The organism is Actinokineospora diospyrosa (genome assembly GCF_024171925.1).
GTDB classification, from domain to species: Bacteria; Actinomycetota; Actinomycetes; order Mycobacteriales; family Pseudonocardiaceae; genus Actinokineospora; species Actinokineospora diospyrosa.
Map to the genome: position 1 here is coordinate 387,026 of NZ_JAMTCO010000009.1, position 19,174 is coordinate 406,199.

Below are 19,174 nucleotides of genomic sequence, written 5' to 3' on the forward strand. Positions count from 1 at the left end.
GCGTGGCTCCCCTCAGCGCGTGCGCAGCTCGGCGTCGGTCTTGGCGGCGACCTCGTCCTCGGTGACCCCCGGCGCGAGCTCGACGAGCTCGACGGTGCCCGTGCCGACGTCGAGGACCCCCAGGTCGGTCACCACCCGGTGCACGCAGCCGCGCCCGGTCAGCGGCAGCGAGCACCGCCGCACGATCTTGGCCGCGCCGTCCTTGGTGGTGTGCGTCATGATCACGATCACCCGGCGCGCCCCGTGCACTAGGTCCATGGCCCCGCCGATGCCGGTGACGAGCTTGCCGGGCACCGCCCAGTTGGCCAGGTCGCCGTCGGCCGACACCTGCATCGCGCCGAGCACGGCGGTGTCGATGTGCCCGCCGCGGATCATCCCGAACGACAGCGCCGAGTCGAAGTAGGCGGCGCCGGGCAGCACCGTGACGGTCTGCTTGCCCGCGTTGATCAGGTCCGGGTCGACCGCGTCCTCGGTGGGGAACGGCCCGGTGCCCAGGATCCCGTTCTCCGACTCCAGGGTGACCCGCACCCCGGGCGGCAGGTGTTCGGGGATCAGCGTGGGCAGCCCGATGCCCAGGTTCACGTACTCGCCGTCGCGCAGCTCGGCGGCGGCCCTGGCGGCCATCTCGTCGCGGGTCCAGGCCATCAGTCGGCCCGCCCGCGCACGGTGCGGAACTCGATCTTCTTGTCCGCTGCCTGCGCCGGGGTCAGCTCGACCACCCGCTGCACGAACACCCCGGGCAGGTGCACGTGGTCGGGGTCGATCTCGCCCGGCTCGACCAGCCGCTCGACCTCGGCGACGGTCACCCGGCCCGCCATCGCGGCCAGCGGGTTGAAGTTGCGGGCGGACTTGGTGAAGACCAGGTTCCCGTGCCGGTCGCCGACCGCGGCCCGCACCAGCGCGAAGTCGGTGCGGATGGCGCGCTCCAGGACGTACTCGACGTCGTCGAAGCGGCGGGTCTCCTTGGCGGGCGAGGCCAGCGCGACCGTGCCGCCGGGGCCGTAGCGCCACGGCATGCCGCCCTCGGCGACCTGGGTGCCCACACCGGCCGGGGTGAAGAACGCGGGGATGCCGTGCCCGCCGCAGCGCAGCCGCTCGGCCAGTGTGCCCTGCGGGATCAGCTCGACCTCCAACTCCCCGGCGAGGTACTGGCGGGCGAACTCGGCGTTCGCGCCGATGTAGGACCCGGTGACCCTGGCCAGGCGGCCCGCGGCCAGCAGCACGGCCAGCCCGGTGTCCATCGCGCCGCAGTTGTTGGAAACCACGTGCAGCCGGGCAACCCCGGCCTCGTGCAGCGCGTCGATCAAGGTGGTGGGCACACCGCTGAGCCCGAACCCGCCGACCGCCAGGCTCGCGCCGTCGCCGACGTCGGACACCGCCTCCTTGGCGCTGCCGATGACCTTGTCCATGCGCCGCCCGCCCGGTCGTGTTCGCCTGGTGAACTTTTCTTCACCAGTTCTCGCGTGACGAGTGTCCGGCCAGCGCGGCGGCTCTGTCAACCGGACCGGAAGCTCGTGTCCGCGCGCGTGGGCTGGTCGGTCGAGGCGACCGGGCCCGTTCAGCCGCCGGTGATCACACCTTCGGCACCGAGGCGAAGCGCTGCGTCACGTGCAGGTCCGCCTCGATCGCGGCCGCCGCGGCGCGCAGCTGGGGGAGCACCTCGGCGACGCAATCCGCCATCGTGCGGCGCTCGCTGTGCATGGCGACGTTCACCGCCGCGACCACCGCGCCCGCCCGGTCGCGCACCGGGACCGCGATCGAGCGCACCCCGATCTCGAGCTCCTCGTCCACCACCGCGTAGCCGTCGCGGCGGACCCGGTCGAGCGCGTCGACGAGCCCCACGCGGCTGGTGATGGTGTGCGGGGTGAGCTCGCGCGGCTGCACGCGGTCCAGCCGCCTGCGCAGCTCGGCGGGCGGGAGGCTGGCCAGCAGCACCCGACCCATGCCGGTCGCGTACGCCGGGAAGCGGGTGCCGAGGGTGATCTCGATGTCCATGATCCGCCGGGTCGCGGCCCGGGCCACGTACTGGATGTCCCGGTCGTCGTCGGCGGCCACCGCCAGCGAGGACGAGTCCCGCACCTGCGCGGCCAGCGCCTCCAGGTGCGGGGTGGCGATCCTGGCCAAGGTGGTCGCGGCCAGGACGGGGAACCCCAGACCCAGGACTCGCGGGGTCGGGCGGAAGAGACCTTCTTCGGCTCTTACGTAACCGAGGTGAACGAGCGTTATCAGTGCTCGCCGCGCGGTAGCTCTGGCCAGACCGGTGGCGTTGGCGACGGCGCTTAGGCCCAACTTCGGTCGGTCTGCGCCGAACACTGTCAGCACTGTTAGGCCCCTGGCGAGTGATTCGATGAATTCGCGACCTAGCTCCTGCTTGGACTCACCTGTCCACTCCGCTAGACCTACCGCGAGATCTCCCGGGTCCGCGATAGGCAGGTTGCTCGCTAGCTCGTTCTCCATTGCGGCGACCGAGGTGCGCAGGCAGGACAAGAGCCTCTCCCGCAACGACTCGGCACTGTGGCGACTGGTGTGACTGGACACGCTCGCAACGCACGCGACTGTCCCGTCCGGTCGCCGCACCGGGACGGCTAGAGCGACCAGACCGCGCTCGATGAACTGGTCGTCCAGCGCCCAGCCGCGCTCGGCCGCCATCTCGACCTGCACGGGGAAGTCGGGGATGGGGCCCTGTCGCGGGCTGACGGCGGGGAAGCCCTGGTCGTCCGGGTCCGCGGCGCGGCGGGACCGCCAGCGGTCCCAGTCCGACTCGGTCCAGCCGGTGGCGACAACGGCGCCCGCGGCGGTGCGCTCGGCGGGGAGCAGGTCGCCGATGCCGAAGGTCAACGACACGGCCCGGCGCCGGGTGGCGTGCTGGATGAACCGGACCCCATCCCCGTCGCCGACCGCGAGGGACACGGACTCGTCGAGCTCTTCGGCCAACCGGAGCACCATGACGCCAAGACGGTCAGGTAGGCCCAACGCGGCCAGGTAGGCGTTGCCGAGCTCTAGAAGCCGCGGGGCCAGGCTGACCTCGCGGCGGTCCACCCGCAGGTAGCCCATCCGGGCCAACGTCGCCACCACGCGGTCCACCGTCGAGCGGGCGAGGCCGCTGGCCCGCTGCAGCTCGCTCGGGCTGAGGGTGCCGCCCGCGTCGGTCAGCAACCGGGTCACCAGCAGGCCCCTGACCAGGGGCGCGACGGTGTCCACCGGGGTGGCGGTCTCGGGGTCGTCGGGGGTCGGTGGCATCGGCTCTCCGTAGTGGTCAGCGCTAGACCATAAACGACCTGGAACGACCCCCGGCACGTCCCGGGTGCGCTCCGGCCCAGTGTGCTCCTGCCCGGCGGCGGCGCGCTGCCCGCCGTCCGCAGTGGACCCCCTTCGACGGCCCACATGCAAGATCATCTAATGGTGGTCCACGCCGGTCCGCCGCGCATAGGGTGCGCCTCCAGGAAGGAGCACCATGCTCAAGCGACTCACCCTCACCACGGCGGCCCTGCTGGTCGCCATGGCCCTCCCCGCCACCGCCACCCCCACGGCCGAGGTCGTCTACACCACCCGCACCGCGGGCCAGGTCCTCGCGCTGACCTTCGACGACGGCCCGTCGCCGGAGTGGACCCCGCAGGTCCTGGACCTGTTGCGCGAGACCAAGACCCGCGCCGTCTTCTGCCTGGTCGGCTCCGAGGTCGTCAAGTACCCCGACCTCGTCAAGCGCATCGTCGCCGACGGCCACCCGGTGTGCAACCACACCTACGGCCACGAGAACCTGGCCACGCTCACCCCCGAGCAGGTCCGGGCCAACCTGGTGGCCACCAACGCCGCCATCCGCCAGGCCGCGGGCAACCCGAGCCTGCCCATCCCGTACTTCCGCGCCCCCTTCGGCATCTTCGGCAGCCCCATCACCGACATCGCCGCCTCCCTCTCCCACACCTCCCTGGCCTGGACCGTCGACCCCCAGGACTGGGACGGCTCCCCGGCCCCGGTCCTCGTCCAACGCCTCACCGCCCAGATCTACCCCACCGCCATCCTCCTCTCCCACGACGGCGGCGGTGACCGCTCCCCAACCGTGGCGGCCTACCGGGAACTCATCCCCCGCTGGAAAACCGCCGGCTACACGTTCGACCTCCCCGCCACCACTGGAGGTCCCTACCCACCCGCGTGCACTGCTCCAACCTGGCAGCGCAACGGGACTTACGTCGCCGGGACCCGCGTGACGCAGGACGGGAAGCTCTACCAGGCCAACTGGTGGACCCGCCTAGAACGCCCCTCCTCGGCGCCGTGGACCTGGACCAACCTCGGCCCCTGCTGATCCTTGGCACTACCCGGAGCCCGACCCCCTTCTTGGTGGTCGGGCTCCTCTCTAGTTGGCCCCCATTGCCGCCGCACCAACCCGGCCCCCAACCTCTCGCCCTGACAGCGGCGTTTGACCGCTGGCCCCCGAAGGCGCGGTGCCATCCCAACCCGGCTCACCCGAGCTGCTGGCCCCCGGTGCCTCGGTATCAACCCAACCGCTCTACTCCGACCGCTAGCCGACCCCTGACCCCCGGAAGCCGCTGGGTCCTGCCCGCCCCGCAAGATCATCTGCCGCAAGAGCCCCCGATATACAGCCTAACGAGAGGGTCCGACAGAACCAGGGCAGCGATCATGGCCTGTGGACACCAGAACACGTTGTGGACAACCGCCCGCAAGCCCCGCCCCTGGACACTCAGACCCCGAGGTGTCAACTCGACTGCCGTCAGGTCCGCCCCGACCCAGCCCCGCGCTCCTCGAAGTCGCCAGCGCCAAGCCAGCCTCCGTCAGGTCCGCCCCAACCCACAATGCCAGCAGCGAGCCACTCGGATCCGGCGGTGCCAACCCGCCCCCGTCAGGTCCCCCCAACCCACCCACCTAGCCCCTGGACACTCGGACCTAGCGGTGCCAACCTGCGCCCCGCCAGGTCCGCCCCAGCCCACTTACCCAGCGCCTGGACACTCGGACCCTGCGGTGCCAACCCAGCGCCCGTCAGGTCCGCCCCGACCCACCTTCCCAGCCCGCGCTCCTCGGAGTCGCTGGTGCCAAGCCGGCTCGATGGGGCGGACTTGTTTTGCGTAGGGGGACAACACCCGTAGCGTTTCCGCGCGGCAGGGCCTGCTTTGGGCCCCTGCTTTGCGGTTCTGCCACGGGTGTTGTGGGGGCCCCACGCAAAACAAGTTCGCCCCATCGAGCTCGTCGCATTGTCGCGGATCGGGCCCGATGTCGCCGCTAGGCGACGAGGCGTCCGATCCCGGTCGCCGAGCTCGCCGCCAGGCGACGAGGCCGACCCCCGGAGCCGAAGGCGGAGGCCCGAATCCCTTGCCCCGCACTCCCAACCCCGGCCTACGTCAAGATCAACCTGATCGAAAGCCCCCAAATACACAGCCTACCGAGACGCACCGACACAACGGCAGCACCAAGCAGCACCCTGTGGACAACCACAACCGTTGTGGACAACCACAACCGTTGTGGACAAACACAAGCGTTGTGGATAGACCACACGCCCAAGGATCACCCAGCCCCAGCCTCACACCGCGGCCCGCACGGCATCACATACTCCCCACCAGGCCCCAGCACCTGATGCAACGCCGCTCGCAACACAGGCCCCGGTTCCAACCCGTACTCATCCACCAACCGCGCCCGGATCGTGTTCAGCACGGCCACCGCCTCCGCCCGCCGCCCGCACGTTGTCAGCAACCGGCCCCAGCTCGCGTACACCGCCTCGTCCGTGGGGCGCTCCAACGCCAGTGCCGCCAGTGCGGGCACGGCGACCAGATGTCGACCCGAGTCGATTGCCGCGTCGGCCAAGCAGCAGGCTGCCGCCGTTCGGGTCATCTCCCATCCCGCTGTGGTGGGGAAATCTGCGGCGACCGGGTGAGTGTCGAGCACCGGTCCCCGCCACAAGGCCAGTGCCGCGGCGAGGTTGCGCATCCGGGTCCCCAACGACGCGCCGGGGTCCAATCCCAGTGCCGCCAAGCTTTCGAACCGGCCCGCGTCCAGCGTCCACGGTCCCAGGTCCAACCGGTACGAGTCGTTGTCGCGGCCGATCCGCGCGCCCGGGAACTCCGAGCGCAGCCACCCCCGCAGCCGCGAGATCGCCACGTGCACCGCCTTCATCCCCGACGGCGGCACCGAGTCTGGCCAGGCCAGGCCGAGCAGGTGGCGACCGGACACCGTGCGGCGGGCGATCAGCAGGGCCATCAGGACGACCCGTTGGACGCCCACCGGGATCGGGCGGTCCAGGCCGAGGCGGTGGGCGCGCAGTGGGCCTAGGACGTCGAACCCGCCGCTGTCGTCGGGCACCTGGCCTCCCGGAGTCGGTGATTGGCCACCACCGACTATGCCACTGTCCACAATCACCGTGGGGTGACTGCCCGGCGCCGCGAACCGTGCCGAGCGGTCGGCTGACCGCCCTGGATGGAGCAGGCGGTCAGCCGACCGGGGCACCGGGTCAGTCGGTGATGGTGAACCCTGCGTACGCGCCGTCCGGTTCGCGCTGGGCGGCGGACCAGATCTGGCGGTCGGTGCCGACCCCGAAGACCTGCAGGCGGCCGTCGACGTTGACGCCGACGGCGGGGCCGCCGGAGAAGCGGCCGCCGAGGGAGCTCGGGGTGCCGAACGACCCGGATCCCGCCTCGGTCTCGACCACGGTCCAGAACGCGGTGTTCGAGCCGCGGCCGAACACGCTGATGCGGCCGTCGGCCTGCCTGCTGGTCGCGAACTGGTCGGCGGTCCAACTGCCGCCCAGGTAGGTGTAGCTGCCGTAGGTGCCGCTGGGTTCGAGCTGCGGCAACGTGTACAGAGCGTTGTCGAGACCGCGGACGAACAGGTGCACCAGGCCGTCCACGCCGCGCTGGGCGACGGGCGGTGTGTTGATCGCCCCGCCGAGGTAGGTGTAGTCCGGTTCCCACGCACCGGACGCCTCAGCCTGGGTCTTGACGTACACCGCGTCGCCGCCGCCGCGGACGAAGGCGACCAACCGGCCGTCGGACTGGGCGACGATGGCGGGGGAGCCGATGATGCCGCCCCCGAGGTCGGTCCACGCGCCCGTCGGGGTGCCCGGCCCGTCCTGCTTCCAGGTCCACAGTGAACCCGCCGTCCCGCGCACCAGCACCGACAGCGACCCGTCGGCGTTGCGACCCGCCGCCGGGTCGTCGGTTATGCCACCGCCGATGCGCACCCACGGGCCGAACGTGCCCGCGTCGGTCTGGGTGCGCCACCACAGCGCGTTGTCGGTGCCGCGGACGAACACGACCAGGTGACCGTCGGCGTCGCGCTCGACGACCGGTTTGCCGCCGAGCTGGCCGGTTCCGATGTTGCGCCACCCGTTCCAGCCCACCCCGGGCACGGCCTGGGTGTCGTACCACAGCGACCGGTCGGCGCCCCTGGCGAAGGCGACGAGCCTGCCGTCGATGTCCCGGCCGACCGCGGGGCTCAGCGTGGCGACCGGCCCGTAGTTGACGTCGTTGGGCTTGTTCTGCCCCGCCCCGGCGGTTCCGACCACCCCCACCGCGACCGTGGCGGCCGCTACCGTCGTGATCAACGCCCGACGCAGCAACGTGCGCATCGTGGTTCCTCCTGCCCGTTCCCCGAGGGGGCATGACCTGCCCGCCGCTGGCCGGGGAGCGTTCGCGTGCCGATGCTGGCGCCGTCCGTTTGCCCGGTGCTTGCGGCGTGCTTGCGCGGCGCTGATGCCGTTGCGGGACAACCTGTTCGGTGGCCCCCCGGTGACCGGTTGTGCGCGCCCCGGCGGCTGTTCGGGTGCCCCCGGTCCCCCGTACCCGCCCCGACCTGCCCGCCGCGGCCACGTGGTCGACGAACTGGCCGCGCTGAGTACGGTTACCCATGACCCTCCGCCACCGCGCGGGCACCCGGACCGAGGGATGGCGATGAGCGACCCGCGAGTGGACGGTGCCCCGGTCGAGCAGGGCACCGGCGAACAGGAACTGCGCCGACTCCTGGCAGGCCTGACAGCGGTGCGTGACGGCGACTTCGGCACCCGCCTGCCCGACGGTGCGGACGGGCTGCTTGGCGAGATCGCGACCGTGTTCAACGGCATGGTGGACCAGTTGTCGCTGTTCACCTCCGAGGTCACCCGAGTGGCCCGCGAGGTGGGCACCGAGGGCCGCCTGGGCGGTCAGGCGGACGTGAAGGGCGTGTCCGGCACCTGGCGGGACCTCACCGACTCGGTGAACGCGATGGCGGGCAACCTCACCACCCAGGTCCGCGACATCGCCCAGGTAGCGACGGCGGTGGCAAAGGGCGACCTATCGCAGAAGATCGACGTTGACGCTCGCGGGGAGATCCTCGAGCTCAAGAACACGGTCAACACGATGGTGGACCAACTGTCGGCGTTTGCTGACGAGGTGACCCGCGTTGCCCGCGAGGTGGGCAGCGAGGGCCGCCTGGGCGGTCAGGCCGAGGTCCCCGGTGTTGGCGGCACCTGGCGTGATCTGACTGATTCGGTGAACTTCATGGCAGGCAACCTCACCGCCCAAGTCCGCGACATCGCCCAAGTAGCAACAGCCGTAGCCCGCGGCGACCTCTCCCAGAAGATCACAGTCGACGCCCGCGGCGAGATCCTGGAGCTCAAAGACACCGTCAACACGATGGTCGGCCAGCTGTCGGCCTTCGCTGACGAGGTGACCCGCGTTGCCCGCGAAGTAGGCAGCGAAGGCCGCCTAGGCGGCCAAGCCCAAGTCCCCGGCGTAGGCGGAACTTGGCGCGATCTGACTGACTCCGTGAACTTCATGGCAGGCAACCTGACTGCCCAGGTCCGCTCCATCGCCCAAGTAACCACCGCCGTAGCCCGCGGCGACCTGTCCCAAAAGATCGACGTAGACGCCCGCGGCGAAATCCTGGAACTCAAGGACACCGTCAACACCATGGTCGGCCAGCTGTCGGCCTTCGCTGACGAGGTGACTCGTGTTGCCCGCGAGGTGGGTAGCGAGGGCCGTCTGGGTGGCCAGGCAGAAGTCCCTGGCGTGGGTGGCACTTGGCGTGACCTCACTGATTCGGTGAACTTCATGGCGGGCAACCTGACTGCCCAGGTTCGTTCCATCGCCCAGGTCACCACCGCGGTCGCCCAAGGTGACCTGTCGCAGAAGATTGATGTTGATGCGCGCGGTGAGATCTTGGAGTTGAAGGAGACCGTCAACACGATGGTCGGGCAACTCTCGGCGTTCGCTGACGAGGTGACTCGTGTTGCTCGTGAGGTAGGCAGCGAGGGCCGCCTAGGTGGTCAAGCCGAGGTTCCTGGCGTCGGTGGTACTTGGCGTGATCTCACTGATTCGGTGAACTTCATGGCCGGCAACTTGACCGCCCAGGTCCGTTCCATTGCGCAGGTCACCACCGCGGTTGCCAGGGGCGATCTGTCGCAGAAGATCGACGTTGATGCTCGTGGCGAGATTCTGGAGCTGAAAGACACGGTCAACACCATGGTTGGCCAGCTGTCCGACTTTGCCGATGAGGTCACGAGAGTGGCCCGCGAGGTAGGTAGCGAGGGTCGCCTAGGTGGCCAGGCAGAGGTTCCCGGCGTAGGTGGCACGTGGCGTGACCTGACCGACTCTGTGAACTTCATGGCGGGCAACCTGACCGCCCAGGTCCGATCGATCGCTCAGGTCACTACCGCCGTGGCTCAAGGCGACCTCTCGCAGAAGATCGACGTAGACGCCCGCGGCGAGATCCTAGAACTCAAAGACACCGTCAACACCATGGTCGGCCAACTGTCCGCCTTCGCCGACGAAGTCACGAGAGTGGCCCGCGAGGTAGGCAGCGAGGGCCGCCTAGGTGGTCAAGCCCAAGTCCCCGGCGTAGGCGGCACCTGGCGCGACCTAACAGACTCCGTGAACTTCATGGCGGGCAACCTCACCGCCCAGGTCCGATCGATCGCTCAGGTCACCACAGCGGTAGCCCAAGGCGACCTCTCCCAAAAGATCACCGTAGACGCCCGCGGCGAGATCCTCGAACTAAAGAACACCATCAACACCATGGTCGACCAGCTCTCCGCCTTCGGAGACGAAGTCACCAGAGTCGCCCGCGAAGTAGGCACCGAAGGAATCCTAGGCGGCCAAGCGGACGTCAAAGGTGTGTCCGGCACCTGGCGCGACCTCACCGACTCTGTCAACTTCATGGCGGGCAACCTCACCGCCCAAGTCCGGTCCATCGCTCAGGTCGCCACCGCCGTCGCAAAAGGTGACCTATCGCAGAACATCACCGTTGACGCTCGCGGTGAGATCCTCGAACTAAAGAACACCATCAATACGATGGTCGACCAGCTCTCCGCATTCGCCGACGAAGTCACGAGAGTCGCGCGCGAGGTCGGCACCGACGGCAGGCTCGGAGGACAGGCGCGGGTACCGAACGTGGCGGGCACCTGGAAGGCGCTCACCGAGTCGGTCAATGTCATGGCCGACAACTTGACCGCGCAGGTTCGGTCGATCGCGCAGGTGACCACCGCGGTCGCGAAGGGTGACCTATCGCAGAAGATCCGGGTGGACGCGCGTGGGGAGATCCTGGAGCTGAAGGAGACCATCAACACGATGGTCGACCAGCTCTCCGCGTTCGCCGACGAGGTCACCAGAGTCGCGCGGGAGGTCGGCACCGAGGGCAACCTGGGTGGGCAGGCGACCGTGCGGGGCGTGTCGGGCACCTGGAAGGGGCTGACCGACAACGTCAACGTCATGGCGTCGAACCTGACCGGGCAGGTCCGGTCGATCGCGCAGGTCGCCACCGCGGTCGCCAGGGGTGACCTGTCGCAGAAGATCATCGTTGAGGCGAAGGGGGAGGTCGCGGCGTTGGCGGGGGTTATCAACGTCATGGTCGACACCCTGTCCGCGTTCGCCGACGAGGTCACCCGGGTCGCGCGCGAGGTCGGCACGGACGGCCGCCTTGGCGGTCAGGCGCGGGTGCCGAACGTGGCGGGCACCTGGAAGGACCTCACCGACAACGTCAACTCGATGGCCAACAACCTCACCAGCCAGGTCCGCAACATCGCCCAGGTGACCACCGCCGTCGCCCAGGGCGACCTGACCCGCAAGATCGACGTCGACGCCGCGGGCGAGATCCTGGAGCTGAAGACGACGATCAACACCATGGTCGACCGGCTCTCGTCCTTCGCCTCGGAGGTCACCCGGGTGGCCCGCGAGGTCGGCACCGAGGGGCGCCTCGGCGGTCAGGCCGAGGTGGAGGGCGTGTCCGGCACCTGGAAGCGGCTCACCGAGAACGTCAACGAGCTCGCCGGGAACCTGACCAGGCAGGTCCGCGCGATCGCCGAGGTGACCAGCGCGGTCGCCGAGGGGGACCTGACCCGGTCGATCAGCGTCGACGCCTCCGGGGAGGTCGCCGAGCTCAAGGACAACATCAACTCGATGGTGGAGTCGCTGCGCCAGTCGACCCAGGCCAACCAGGAGCAGGACTGGCTCAAGTCGAACCTGGCCCGCATCTCCGGGCTGATGCAGGGCCACCGCGACCTCACCGTGGTCGCCGCGCTGGTCATGGACGAGCTGGTACCGCAGGTCGGCGCCCAGTTCGGCGGCTTCTACCTGGCCGAGGAGCTCGCCGAGGAGACCAGCGGGCCCGGGCTGCGGCTCATCGGCTCCTACGGCCACCCCGACCCGCCCGGTGAGCGCCGGTTCGTGCCAGGGCAGTCCCTGGTCGGGCAGGCGGCGCGCAGCAGGCGGGTGATCGCCGTGGACGACCTGCCGCCGGGGTACGCGCGGATCACCTCCGGGCTGGGCACCACCGACCCGACCGCGCTGCTGGTGCTGCCGATCCTGGTGGAGGACCAGGTGCTGGGGGTGATCGAGCTGGCCTCGGTGCACCACTTCACCCAGGTGCACCGGGCGTTCCTGGAGCAGCTGATGGAGACCATCGGCGCCAACGTCAACACCATCGTGGCCAACGCCCGCACCGACGCGCTGCTGCTGCAGTCGCAGCGGCTCACCGAGGAGCTGCGCGCCCGTTCGCAGGAGCTGCAGGTCCGCCAGGACGAGCTGCAGTCGTCCAACGCGGAACTGGAGGAGAAGGCGGTCCTGCTGGCGGTGCGCAACCGCGACATCGAGACCAAGAACCTGGAGATCGAGCAGGCCCGCCAGGAGTTGGAGGCGCGCGCCCAGCAGCTGGCGCTGGCCTCGACCTACAAGTCGGAGTTCCTGGCGAACATGAGCCACGAGCTGCGGACCCCGCTCAACAGCCTGCTGATCCTGGCGCAGCTGCTGGCGCAGAACCCGACCCGCAACCTGACCGCCAAGCAGGTCGAGTACGCCGGGATCATCCACTCCGCCGGGTCGGACCTGCTGCAGCTGATCAACGACATCCTCGACCTGTCCAAAGTGGAGGCCGGGAAGATGGACGTCTCCCCGGAGCGGGTCGCGGTGCGGCAACTGCTGGACTACGCCGAGGCCACCTTCCGGCCGCTGACCACGCAGAAGAGCCTCGGGTTCCGGGTGACCACGGCGCCGGAGGTGCCCTCGCACCTGGTCACCGACGACTCGCGGCTGCGCCAGGTGCTGCGCAACCTGCTGTCCAACGCGGTGAAGTTCACCGAGTCCGGCGAGGTCGAGCTGGTCGTCGAGCCCGCGGACCCGACCGAGCTGCCGCCCGCCGCGGCGCGCTTCGGGCCGATCGTGGCGTTCCGGGTGCGCGACACCGGGATCGGGATCGCCGAGGACCAGCTGGAGTCCATCTTCGGGGCGTTCCAGCAGGCCGACGGCACGACCAGCCGCAAGTACGGCGGCACCGGGCTGGGGCTCTCGATCAGCCGGGAGATCGCGCACCTGCTCGGCGGCGTGATCACCGCGAGCAGCGACACCGGCCGCGGGTCGACGTTCACCCTGTACCTGCCGGTGGGCGGGCCGGAGGTGGACGCGCGGCCCGCCGAGGACGCGCGGCCGGGCACGGCCCTGCGGCGGCTGCTGGTCGTGGAGCAGCGGACCAGGGGCCTGCTGTCGCTGGTCGCGGAGAACGCGGTGATCGACGTGACCGGGGAGCTGGGGGAGCACCGGCCGATCGAGCTGGTCACCGCCGTCGGGGTGCGCGAGGCCGCCGCGGCGCTGGCTGGCGGGTCGTTCCACTGCCTGGCGCTGGAGTTGGACATGCCCGACGACGCCGCGGCCCGGTTGTTGCGGGACATGCACGGCGACGCGGCGCTGCGGGGCGTGCCGGTGCTGGCCTACAACAGCAGGCGGTTGGCGCCGGAGCAGGAGGCGGCGCTGCGCGGCAACGGCAACCTGCCCCGGGTGGAGCTGCTGTCGAGTTTGGACGAACTGCGGGAGCGGATCGCGTTGCACCTGAGCGCGGACGACCCCGGTGACGTGCTGCCGCTGGTGCGCCCGGCGGGCAACGGCGCCGTGGCCGCCGTCGACGACCGGTTGGCGGGCCGCAAGGTCCTGGTGGTCGACGACGACGCGCGCAACATCTTCGCGTTGACCAGCATCCTGGAGCTGCACGGGATGCGGGTGCTGCAAGCGGAGAACGGGCGGCGCGGTGTCGAAGTCCTCGGTGAGCACCCGGACATCGTCTTGGTGCTGATGGACGTGATGATGCCCGAGATGGACGGGTACACCGCCACCGCGTCGATCCGGGCGATGGCCGAGCACGCCGGGCTGCCGATCATCGCGGTCACCGCCAAGGCCATGCCGGGGGACCGGGAGAAGAGCCTCGCCTCGGGCGCCAACGACTACGTGACCAAGCCGCTGGACGCCGACGACCTCATGGCCCGCGTGCACCGCTGGTTGGGCGACCGGGGGCCGCATGTCCCGTGACACCACCGAGTTGCCCACCCAGGACACGCGCGGCGCCGACGCGGTCGGTAGGCTCGCCGCGACCGTGGACCGGTTGCGCGCCCAGGTCCGGCACACGCAGGCCACCGCAGATGGGCGTGCGGTGGTGGAGCTGGCCACGGGGATCCTGGTGGAGCGACTGCGTTGTGGGCCCGCGGAGGCCGCTGCGCAGCTCGCGGCGCTGGCGGGTCAGGCCGGGCGACCGCAGGTGGAGCTGGCGGCGGAGATCGTCGACGAGGCGGCCGGTGACGGGTTGAGCGATGCGGCGCGCGGGCACCTGGATGGTGTCGTCGCCGCGGGTGATCTAGACACTGTGGACGGATCTGTCGCGGTTCGGTTGCGCACAGCGGAAAGCGGCGTTCTGGCGGCGGATGATACGCAAGCCGTCGCTGTGTCGTTGATGGAGAACGCGCTCGCCGCGTTGGGTGCGGTTGGTGTCGCGGTGTGGCAGGCCGGTGGTGACTTGTCGTTGACCTTGGCCGGGTGCGCGGGTTTTGCCGCGGACGAGGGTGGTCGGTGGCGGTACGTGCCGCCGGGGGTGGACGTGCCCGCGCGACGGGCATTGTCCACTCGCGACGTTGAGTGGGTTTCGTCGTTGTCCGCGGCTGGGATCGCGTCGATCGGGCAGCGGGGCGCGCCCGACGGTGCGCGGGCGGCGGTTCCGGCGGTCGCTGGCGGGCGGGTCGTCGGGGTCTTGGAGGTGTGCTGGCCCGGTCCGGTGAGCCAGCTCGCCCCGCGGGTGTGGCGGCAGTTGGACGCGTTGGCGCGGTTGTGCGCGCACACCTTGGACGCGCCGGGCACGGTGGTCGCCGAGGTCGACCGGGGCGAGGTCGCCGAACTGGCCGATCTCGCCGACGGCTTGCGCGACCCGGCCTTGGTGTTGCGGCCCGACCGCGACGCGCTCGGTCGGTTGGCGGACTTCAGGATCGTGCACGCCAACCCGCGGTTCAACGACCTGGGCGGCAGACCGCGCGAGGAGGTCGTCGGCGCGCCGTTGCTGGAGGTGTACCCGCTCGCAGCGGCGGAGAGCGGGCTTTTCGCCCTGGTGGAACGGGTTTACGCCACCGGTGAGCCGGTGCGCGCCGACCGGGTCGATTTCACCGCCGTGGTCGGTCAAGTCCCGGCGGCCGCGGCGCTGGGCATCGGGATCAGCCGGGTCGGTGACGCCGTGTTCCTGGTGTGGCATATAGAGGACGAGGCGACCCGGCTGGCGAACCTGCTGCGGCACGCCCAGCGGCTGGGGCGGATCGGCGGGTTCGAGGAGGACTTGGCCACCGGCGAGATCGCTTGGAACAGCGAGCTTTTCGAGCTCTACGGGCTGCCCGCGGGTGCGCGACCGGTGCCGCTGGAGCGGTTGGCCCGCTACGCCCACCCCGACGACGCGGTGGTGATCGGCCGGTTCCTGCGGACCCTGCTGCACCACCAGCGCCCGGCGTCCACCGCGTTCCGGCTGCTGCGCCCGGACGGCGTGGCCCGGCACATCCGGGTGATCGCCGAACCCGTCCCCGGTCCCGCCGCCGCGGTGCGCGGTGCGTACCAGGACATCTCGGCGCAGCACTGGACCGAGGTCGCGCTGGCCGCCACGCGCGAGCAGCTGGCGCACAGCGAGCAGCAGTCCGTGGAGCGCAACCGGCTCGCGCTGCAACTGCAGCACGCGATCATGCCGCCCGCGCAGAACACCCTGCAAACCCAACACCTCGACGTCGCCGTCCGCTACCGCCCCGCCGAGAAGGACCACCTCGTCGGCGGCGACTGGTACGACGCGGTCGTGCTGCCGTCCTCGCAGATCCTGCTGTGCGTGGGCGACATCGCTGGCCACGGCATCGAGGCGGCCACCAGCATGGTCGTCCTGCGCAACGCCCTGCGCGGCCTGTCGGCCACCGGTGCGGGCCCCGCGCAGCTGCTGACCTGGCTCAACCTGGTCACCCGCCACCTCACCGACCACGTCACCGCCACCGCCGTCTGCGCCCTCTTCAACCCCGCCGACCGAACCCTGCGCTGGGCCCGAGCGGGCCACCTACCCCCGGTCCTGATCAAGGACACCCACGCCACAACCCTGCCCCTGATCCAAGGCCCCCTCCTAGGCGGCCTGGCCAACCCGGTCTACGAGGAGTCCCACCTCCATATAGCGGAAGCCGACACCCTCCTCCTCTACACCGACGGCCTGATCGAACGCAAAGACCGCACCGTAGAACAATCCCTCTCCCGCCTGCTCTCCACCGCAGCCCGCGAAAACTCCACTTTGGACCAACATCTAGACCACCTCCTCCTCCACAGCAACTCCGACACCGACGACGACACCTGCATAGTCGGCTTCCAACTCCGCCGCAGCTGAACCGGGCGTCGAGCTGGGTCGGTCACTGTGGGTAGCCGCTGAAGGCAAGGTGGACGCGCACCGCATGGGGGCTGGGTCCGCGATCCCAACCCCCATGCGGCCGAGCCTCACAGCAGCTTCGCGGCCTCTGTCAGGGTCTCGCGCAGGATGCGTTCGATCTCGTCGAACTCCTCCTGCCCGCTGATCAACGGCGGCGCGACCTGTACCACCGCGTCCCCTCGATCGTCCGGCCTGCAGTACAGCCCGTTGTCGAACAGCGCTCGTGGCAGGAACCCTCGGATCAGCCGCTCACGCTCGTCCGCGTCCAAGGTCTCACGAGTCGCCGCGTCCTTAACCAGCTCCACCGCCCAGAAGTACCCGTCGCCGCGGATGTCGCCGACGATGGGGAGGTCGAGGAGTTTGCGCATGGTGGCGCCGAAGGCGGCTTCGTTCGCGAGAACCCGTGAGTTCAGGCCCTCGGACTCGAAGATGTCGAGGTTGGCCAACGCGACCGCCGCTGCTACTGGGTGGCCGCCGAAGGTGTAGCCGTGGGGGAATACGGTTTTGTCCTGGAGGAAGGGTTCCACGACGCGGTCGGTGGTGATCATGGCGCCGATGGGGGCGTAGCCGGAGCTCATGCCCTTGGCGCAGGTCACGATGTCGGGCTGGTAGCCGAACTTCGAGCAGGCGAACGTGGTGCCGTGCCTGCCGAACGCGCAGATCACCTCGTCCGACACCAGCAGGACGTCGTACTTGTCGCAGATTTCGCGGACTCGTGCGAAGTACCCGGGCGGTGGTGTCAAGCAGCCGCCCGAGTTCTGCACCGGTTCTAGCACCACCGCGGCGACGGTTTCCGGGCCCTCGAAGAGGATCGCCTCCTCGATCCGGTTCGCTGCCCACTGTCCAAACGCGACAAGGTCGTCAGCGTGTTCGCTGGCTCGGTAGAAATTGGTGTTGGGAACCCGGAAACCGCCCGGCGTCAAGGGTTCGAACTGTTGCTTCATCGCGGGCAGGCCGGTGATCGCAAGAGCTCCCTGCGGGGTCCCGTGGTAGGCGACGGCGCGGCTGATCACTTTGTGCTTGAGGGGGCGGCCGGTGAGTTTGAAGTACTGCTTGGCCAGCTTCCACGCGCTCTCTACCGCTTCGCCGCCGCCGGTGGTGAAGAAGACGCGGTTGAGGTCACCGGGAGCCTCGGCGGCCAGGCGTTCGGCGAGGGCGATCACCGGGGGAGTGGCGTACCCCCACACCGGGAAGTACGCCAACTCGGCGGCCTGGGCGGCCATCACGGAGGCCAGTTCGGTGCGGCCGTGGCCCGCTTGGACGACGAAAAGGCCGGAGAGGCCGTCCAGGACGCGCCTGCCCTGGTCGTCCCAGATGTAGGCGCCCTCGCCCCGGGTGATGACCGGGGTGCGCGGCGCGGAGAGCCGGGTGAAGTGCGGCCACAAGTTCCCCCACCCGGTCTGGGTCGGACCAACCGCCGCGGCGTGCTCGGTGAGCGTCATGTCCCGTCCTTGTTCAGTCGTTGCGGGGAAAACCGAGGTTGAGGCCAGCGTGGCTCGAGTCGGGCCAGCGCGACGTCACGACCTTGCCCCGGGTGAAGAAGTGCACGCCGTCGGTGCCGTGGGCGTGGGTGTCGCCGAAGAGCGAGTCCTTCCAGCCGCCGAACGAGTAGTAGGCGACCGGGACCGGGATCGGCACGTTCACCCCGATCATGCCGACCTCGACCTCGTTCTCGAACCGCCGCGCCGCGCCGCCGTCGGTGGTGAAGATCGCCGTGCCGTTGCCGTACCGGTTGGCGTTGACCAGGGCCAGCGCCTCGGTGTAGCTGTCGACCCGGACCACCGACAGCACCGGGCCGAAGATCTCGTCGGTGTACACCGACATCTCCGGTGTCACGTGGTCGAGCAGCGTCGGACCCAGGAAGAACCCGCTGCCGTCGGCGTCCGGCTCGACCTTCCTGCCGTCCACCACGACCCGCGCCCCGGCCCGCTCACCGGCGTCGACGTAGCCCGCCACCCGGTCGCGGTGCTCGGCGGTCACCAGTGGGCCCATGTCGCAGCCCCGCCGTCCGTCGCCGGTGCGCAGCCCACTCGCCCGCTCGGCGATCGCGGCCACCAACGGGTCGGCGATCTCGCCCACCGCGACCACCACGCTGATCGCCATGCACCGCTCACCCGCCGAACCGAACCCGGCGTTCACGGCCGCGTCCGCCGTCAGACCCAAGTCGGCGTCAGGTAGCACCACCATGTGGTTCTTAGCCCCACCGAGCGCCTGGACCCGCTTGCCCGCCGCGCTCGCGCGCTCATGGACATACCGGGCCACCGGAGTCGACCCGACGAACGACACAGCCTTGATCGCCGGGTGGTCCAAGAGCCCGTCCACGGCCTCCTTATCGCCCTGCAGCACGGTGAACACACCGTCCGGTAGACCTGCCCGCTTCCAGAGCTCCGCTAGCAGCAACGCGGCCGAGGGGTCCTTCTCACTCGGCTTAAGCACCACCGTGTTGCCCGCGGCGATCGCGATCGGCACGAACCACAGCGGCACCATCACCGGGAAGTTGAACGGGCTGATCACCGCCACCGGCCCCAGCGGCTGCCGCAGCGAGTGCACGTTGACCCCGGTCGAGGCGTTCTCGGTGTACCCGCCCTTGAGCAGGTGCCCGATCCCGCACGCGAACTCCACGACCTCCAGCCCGCGCGCCACCTCGCCCTGGGCGTCGGACAGCACCTTGCCGTGCTCGGCGGTGATGATCTCGGCGAGGTCGTCCTTCGCGGCGTCCAGCAGCTCGCGGAAGGCGAACAGCACCCGCGTGCGCCGCGACAGCGCCGTGTCGCGCCAGCCGGGGAACGCCGCGGCGGCCGCGGCCACCGCCCGCTCGACCTCGGCGGGCCCCGCGAGCGCCACCTGCCGGGCCACCGCGCCGGTCGCCGGGTCGAAGACCTCGCCCGTGCGCCCGCCGGGCGAGTGCGCCCCGTTGATCCAGTGCCCCGCGATCTCCGCGCTCATCCGCGTCCCTCCGCCAAGTGGTCCCGCCCCAGCCTCGGGCAGGTGGAGCGCCCCGGGCTAGTGACACAAT

General features: G+C 70.2%; 10 protein-coding genes. 3 read left to right on the forward strand and 7 right to left on the reverse strand.

The window, feature by feature from the left end; genetic code table 11:
* Positions 1 to 12 precede the first annotated feature (12 nt).
* The 3 genes from LV75_RS19905 to LV75_RS35565 form a co-directional block, all read right to left on the reverse strand.
* Positions 13 to 645, reverse strand: a complete 633-nt coding sequence (locus LV75_RS19905; RefSeq protein WP_253888455.1) for a CoA transferase subunit B — start codon at positions 643 to 645, stop codon at positions 13 to 15.
* Positions 645 to 1,409, reverse strand: a complete 765-nt coding sequence (locus LV75_RS19910; protein WP_253888456.1) for a CoA transferase subunit A — start codon at positions 1,407 to 1,409, stop codon at positions 645 to 647. The genes LV75_RS19905 and LV75_RS19910 overlap by 1 nt, the downstream gene beginning before the upstream one ends.
* Positions 1,410 to 1,572: 163 nt before the next feature.
* Positions 1,573 to 3,240 (reverse strand): IclR family transcriptional regulator domain-containing protein, encoded by a 1,668-nt coding sequence (locus LV75_RS35565; protein WP_308211009.1) that lies wholly within the window; start codon positions 3,238 to 3,240, stop codon positions 1,573 to 1,575.
* Positions 3,241 to 3,454: 214 nt separating this feature from the next.
* On the opposite strand from LV75_RS35565, the gene LV75_RS19925 reads away from it, so the two are divergent.
* Positions 3,455 to 4,300 carry a polysaccharide deacetylase family protein gene (locus LV75_RS19925; protein ID WP_253888457.1) on the forward strand — a complete coding sequence of 282 codons (846 nt, stop codon included), beginning with the start codon at positions 3,455 to 3,457 and terminating at the stop codon, positions 4,298 to 4,300.
* Positions 4,301 to 5,514: 1,214 nt separating this feature from the next.
* Here the strand turns inward: LV75_RS19925 and LV75_RS19930 are convergent.
* Both LV75_RS19930 and LV75_RS19935 read right to left on the reverse strand, forming a co-directional pair.
* On the reverse strand, positions 5,515 to 6,306 hold the full coding sequence (locus LV75_RS19930; protein ID WP_308211010.1) for an AfsR/SARP family transcriptional regulator: 792 nt from the start codon (positions 6,304 to 6,306) through the stop codon (positions 5,515 to 5,517).
* A gap of 148 nt (positions 6,307 to 6,454) precedes the next feature.
* Complete coding sequence (locus LV75_RS19935; RefSeq protein ID WP_253888458.1) at positions 6,455 to 7,570, reverse strand: PLL family lectin; 1,116 nt, start codon at positions 7,568 to 7,570, stop codon at positions 6,455 to 6,457.
* 322 nt (positions 7,571 to 7,892) lie between these two features.
* Between LV75_RS19935 and LV75_RS19945 the strand changes: the two genes are divergently transcribed.
* Together LV75_RS19945 and LV75_RS19950 are read left to right on the forward strand one after the other, a co-directional pair.
* On the forward strand, positions 7,893 to 13,766 hold the full coding sequence (locus tag LV75_RS19945; RefSeq protein ID WP_372504200.1) for a HAMP domain-containing protein: 5,874 nt from the start codon (positions 7,893 to 7,895) through the stop codon (positions 13,764 to 13,766).
* Complete coding sequence (locus LV75_RS19950) at positions 13,756 to 16,119, forward strand: SpoIIE family protein phosphatase (RefSeq protein WP_253888459.1); 2,364 nt, start codon at positions 13,756 to 13,758, stop codon at positions 16,117 to 16,119. Before LV75_RS19945 ends, LV75_RS19950 begins: the two co-directional genes overlap by 11 nt.
* Positions 16,120 to 16,226: 107 nt before the next feature.
* Here the strand turns inward: LV75_RS19950 and LV75_RS19955 are convergent, their stop codons facing one another.
* Together LV75_RS19955 and LV75_RS19960 are read right to left on the reverse strand one after the other, a co-directional pair.
* Positions 16,227 to 17,600, reverse strand: coding sequence for an aspartate aminotransferase family protein (locus LV75_RS19955; protein WP_253888460.1), 1,374 nt, complete (start codon positions 17,598 to 17,600; stop codon positions 16,227 to 16,229).
* Positions 17,601 to 17,613: 13 nt separating this feature from the next.
* Entirely contained in the window at positions 17,614 to 19,104 is a 1,491-nt protein-coding gene (locus LV75_RS19960) for a CoA-acylating methylmalonate-semialdehyde dehydrogenase (protein ID WP_253888461.1), read from the reverse strand.
* Positions 19,105 to 19,174 lie beyond the last annotated feature (70 nt).

Coding starts and splice junctions, on each gene's coding strand:
- LV75_RS19905 (WP_253888455.1), bottom strand. CDS start 645: ATGGCCTGGACCCGCGACGAGATGGCCGCCAGGGCCGCCGCCGAGCTG.
- LV75_RS19910 (WP_253888456.1), bottom strand. CDS start 1,409: ATGGACAAGGTCATCGGCAGCGCCAAGGAGGCGGTGTCCGACGTCGGC.
- LV75_RS35565 (WP_308211009.1), bottom strand. CDS start 3,240: ATGCCACCGACCCCCGACGACCCCGAGACCGCCACCCCGGTGGACACC.
- LV75_RS19925 (WP_253888457.1), top strand. CDS start 3,455: ATGCTCAAGCGACTCACCCTCACCACGGCGGCCCTGCTGGTCGCCATG.
- LV75_RS19935 (WP_253888458.1), bottom strand. CDS start 7,570: ATGCGCACGTTGCTGCGTCGGGCGTTGATCACGACGGTAGCGGCCGCC.
- LV75_RS19945 (WP_372504200.1), top strand. CDS start 7,893: ATGAGCGACCCGCGAGTGGACGGTGCCCCGGTCGAGCAGGGCACCGGC.
- LV75_RS19950 (WP_253888459.1), top strand. CDS start 13,756: ATGTCCCGTGACACCACCGAGTTGCCCACCCAGGACACGCGCGGCGCC.
- LV75_RS19955 (WP_253888460.1), bottom strand. CDS start 17,600: ATGACGCTCACCGAGCACGCCGCGGCGGTTGGTCCGACCCAGACCGGG.
- LV75_RS19960 (WP_253888461.1), bottom strand. CDS start 19,104: ATGAGCGCGGAGATCGCGGGGCACTGGATCAACGGGGCGCACTCGCCC.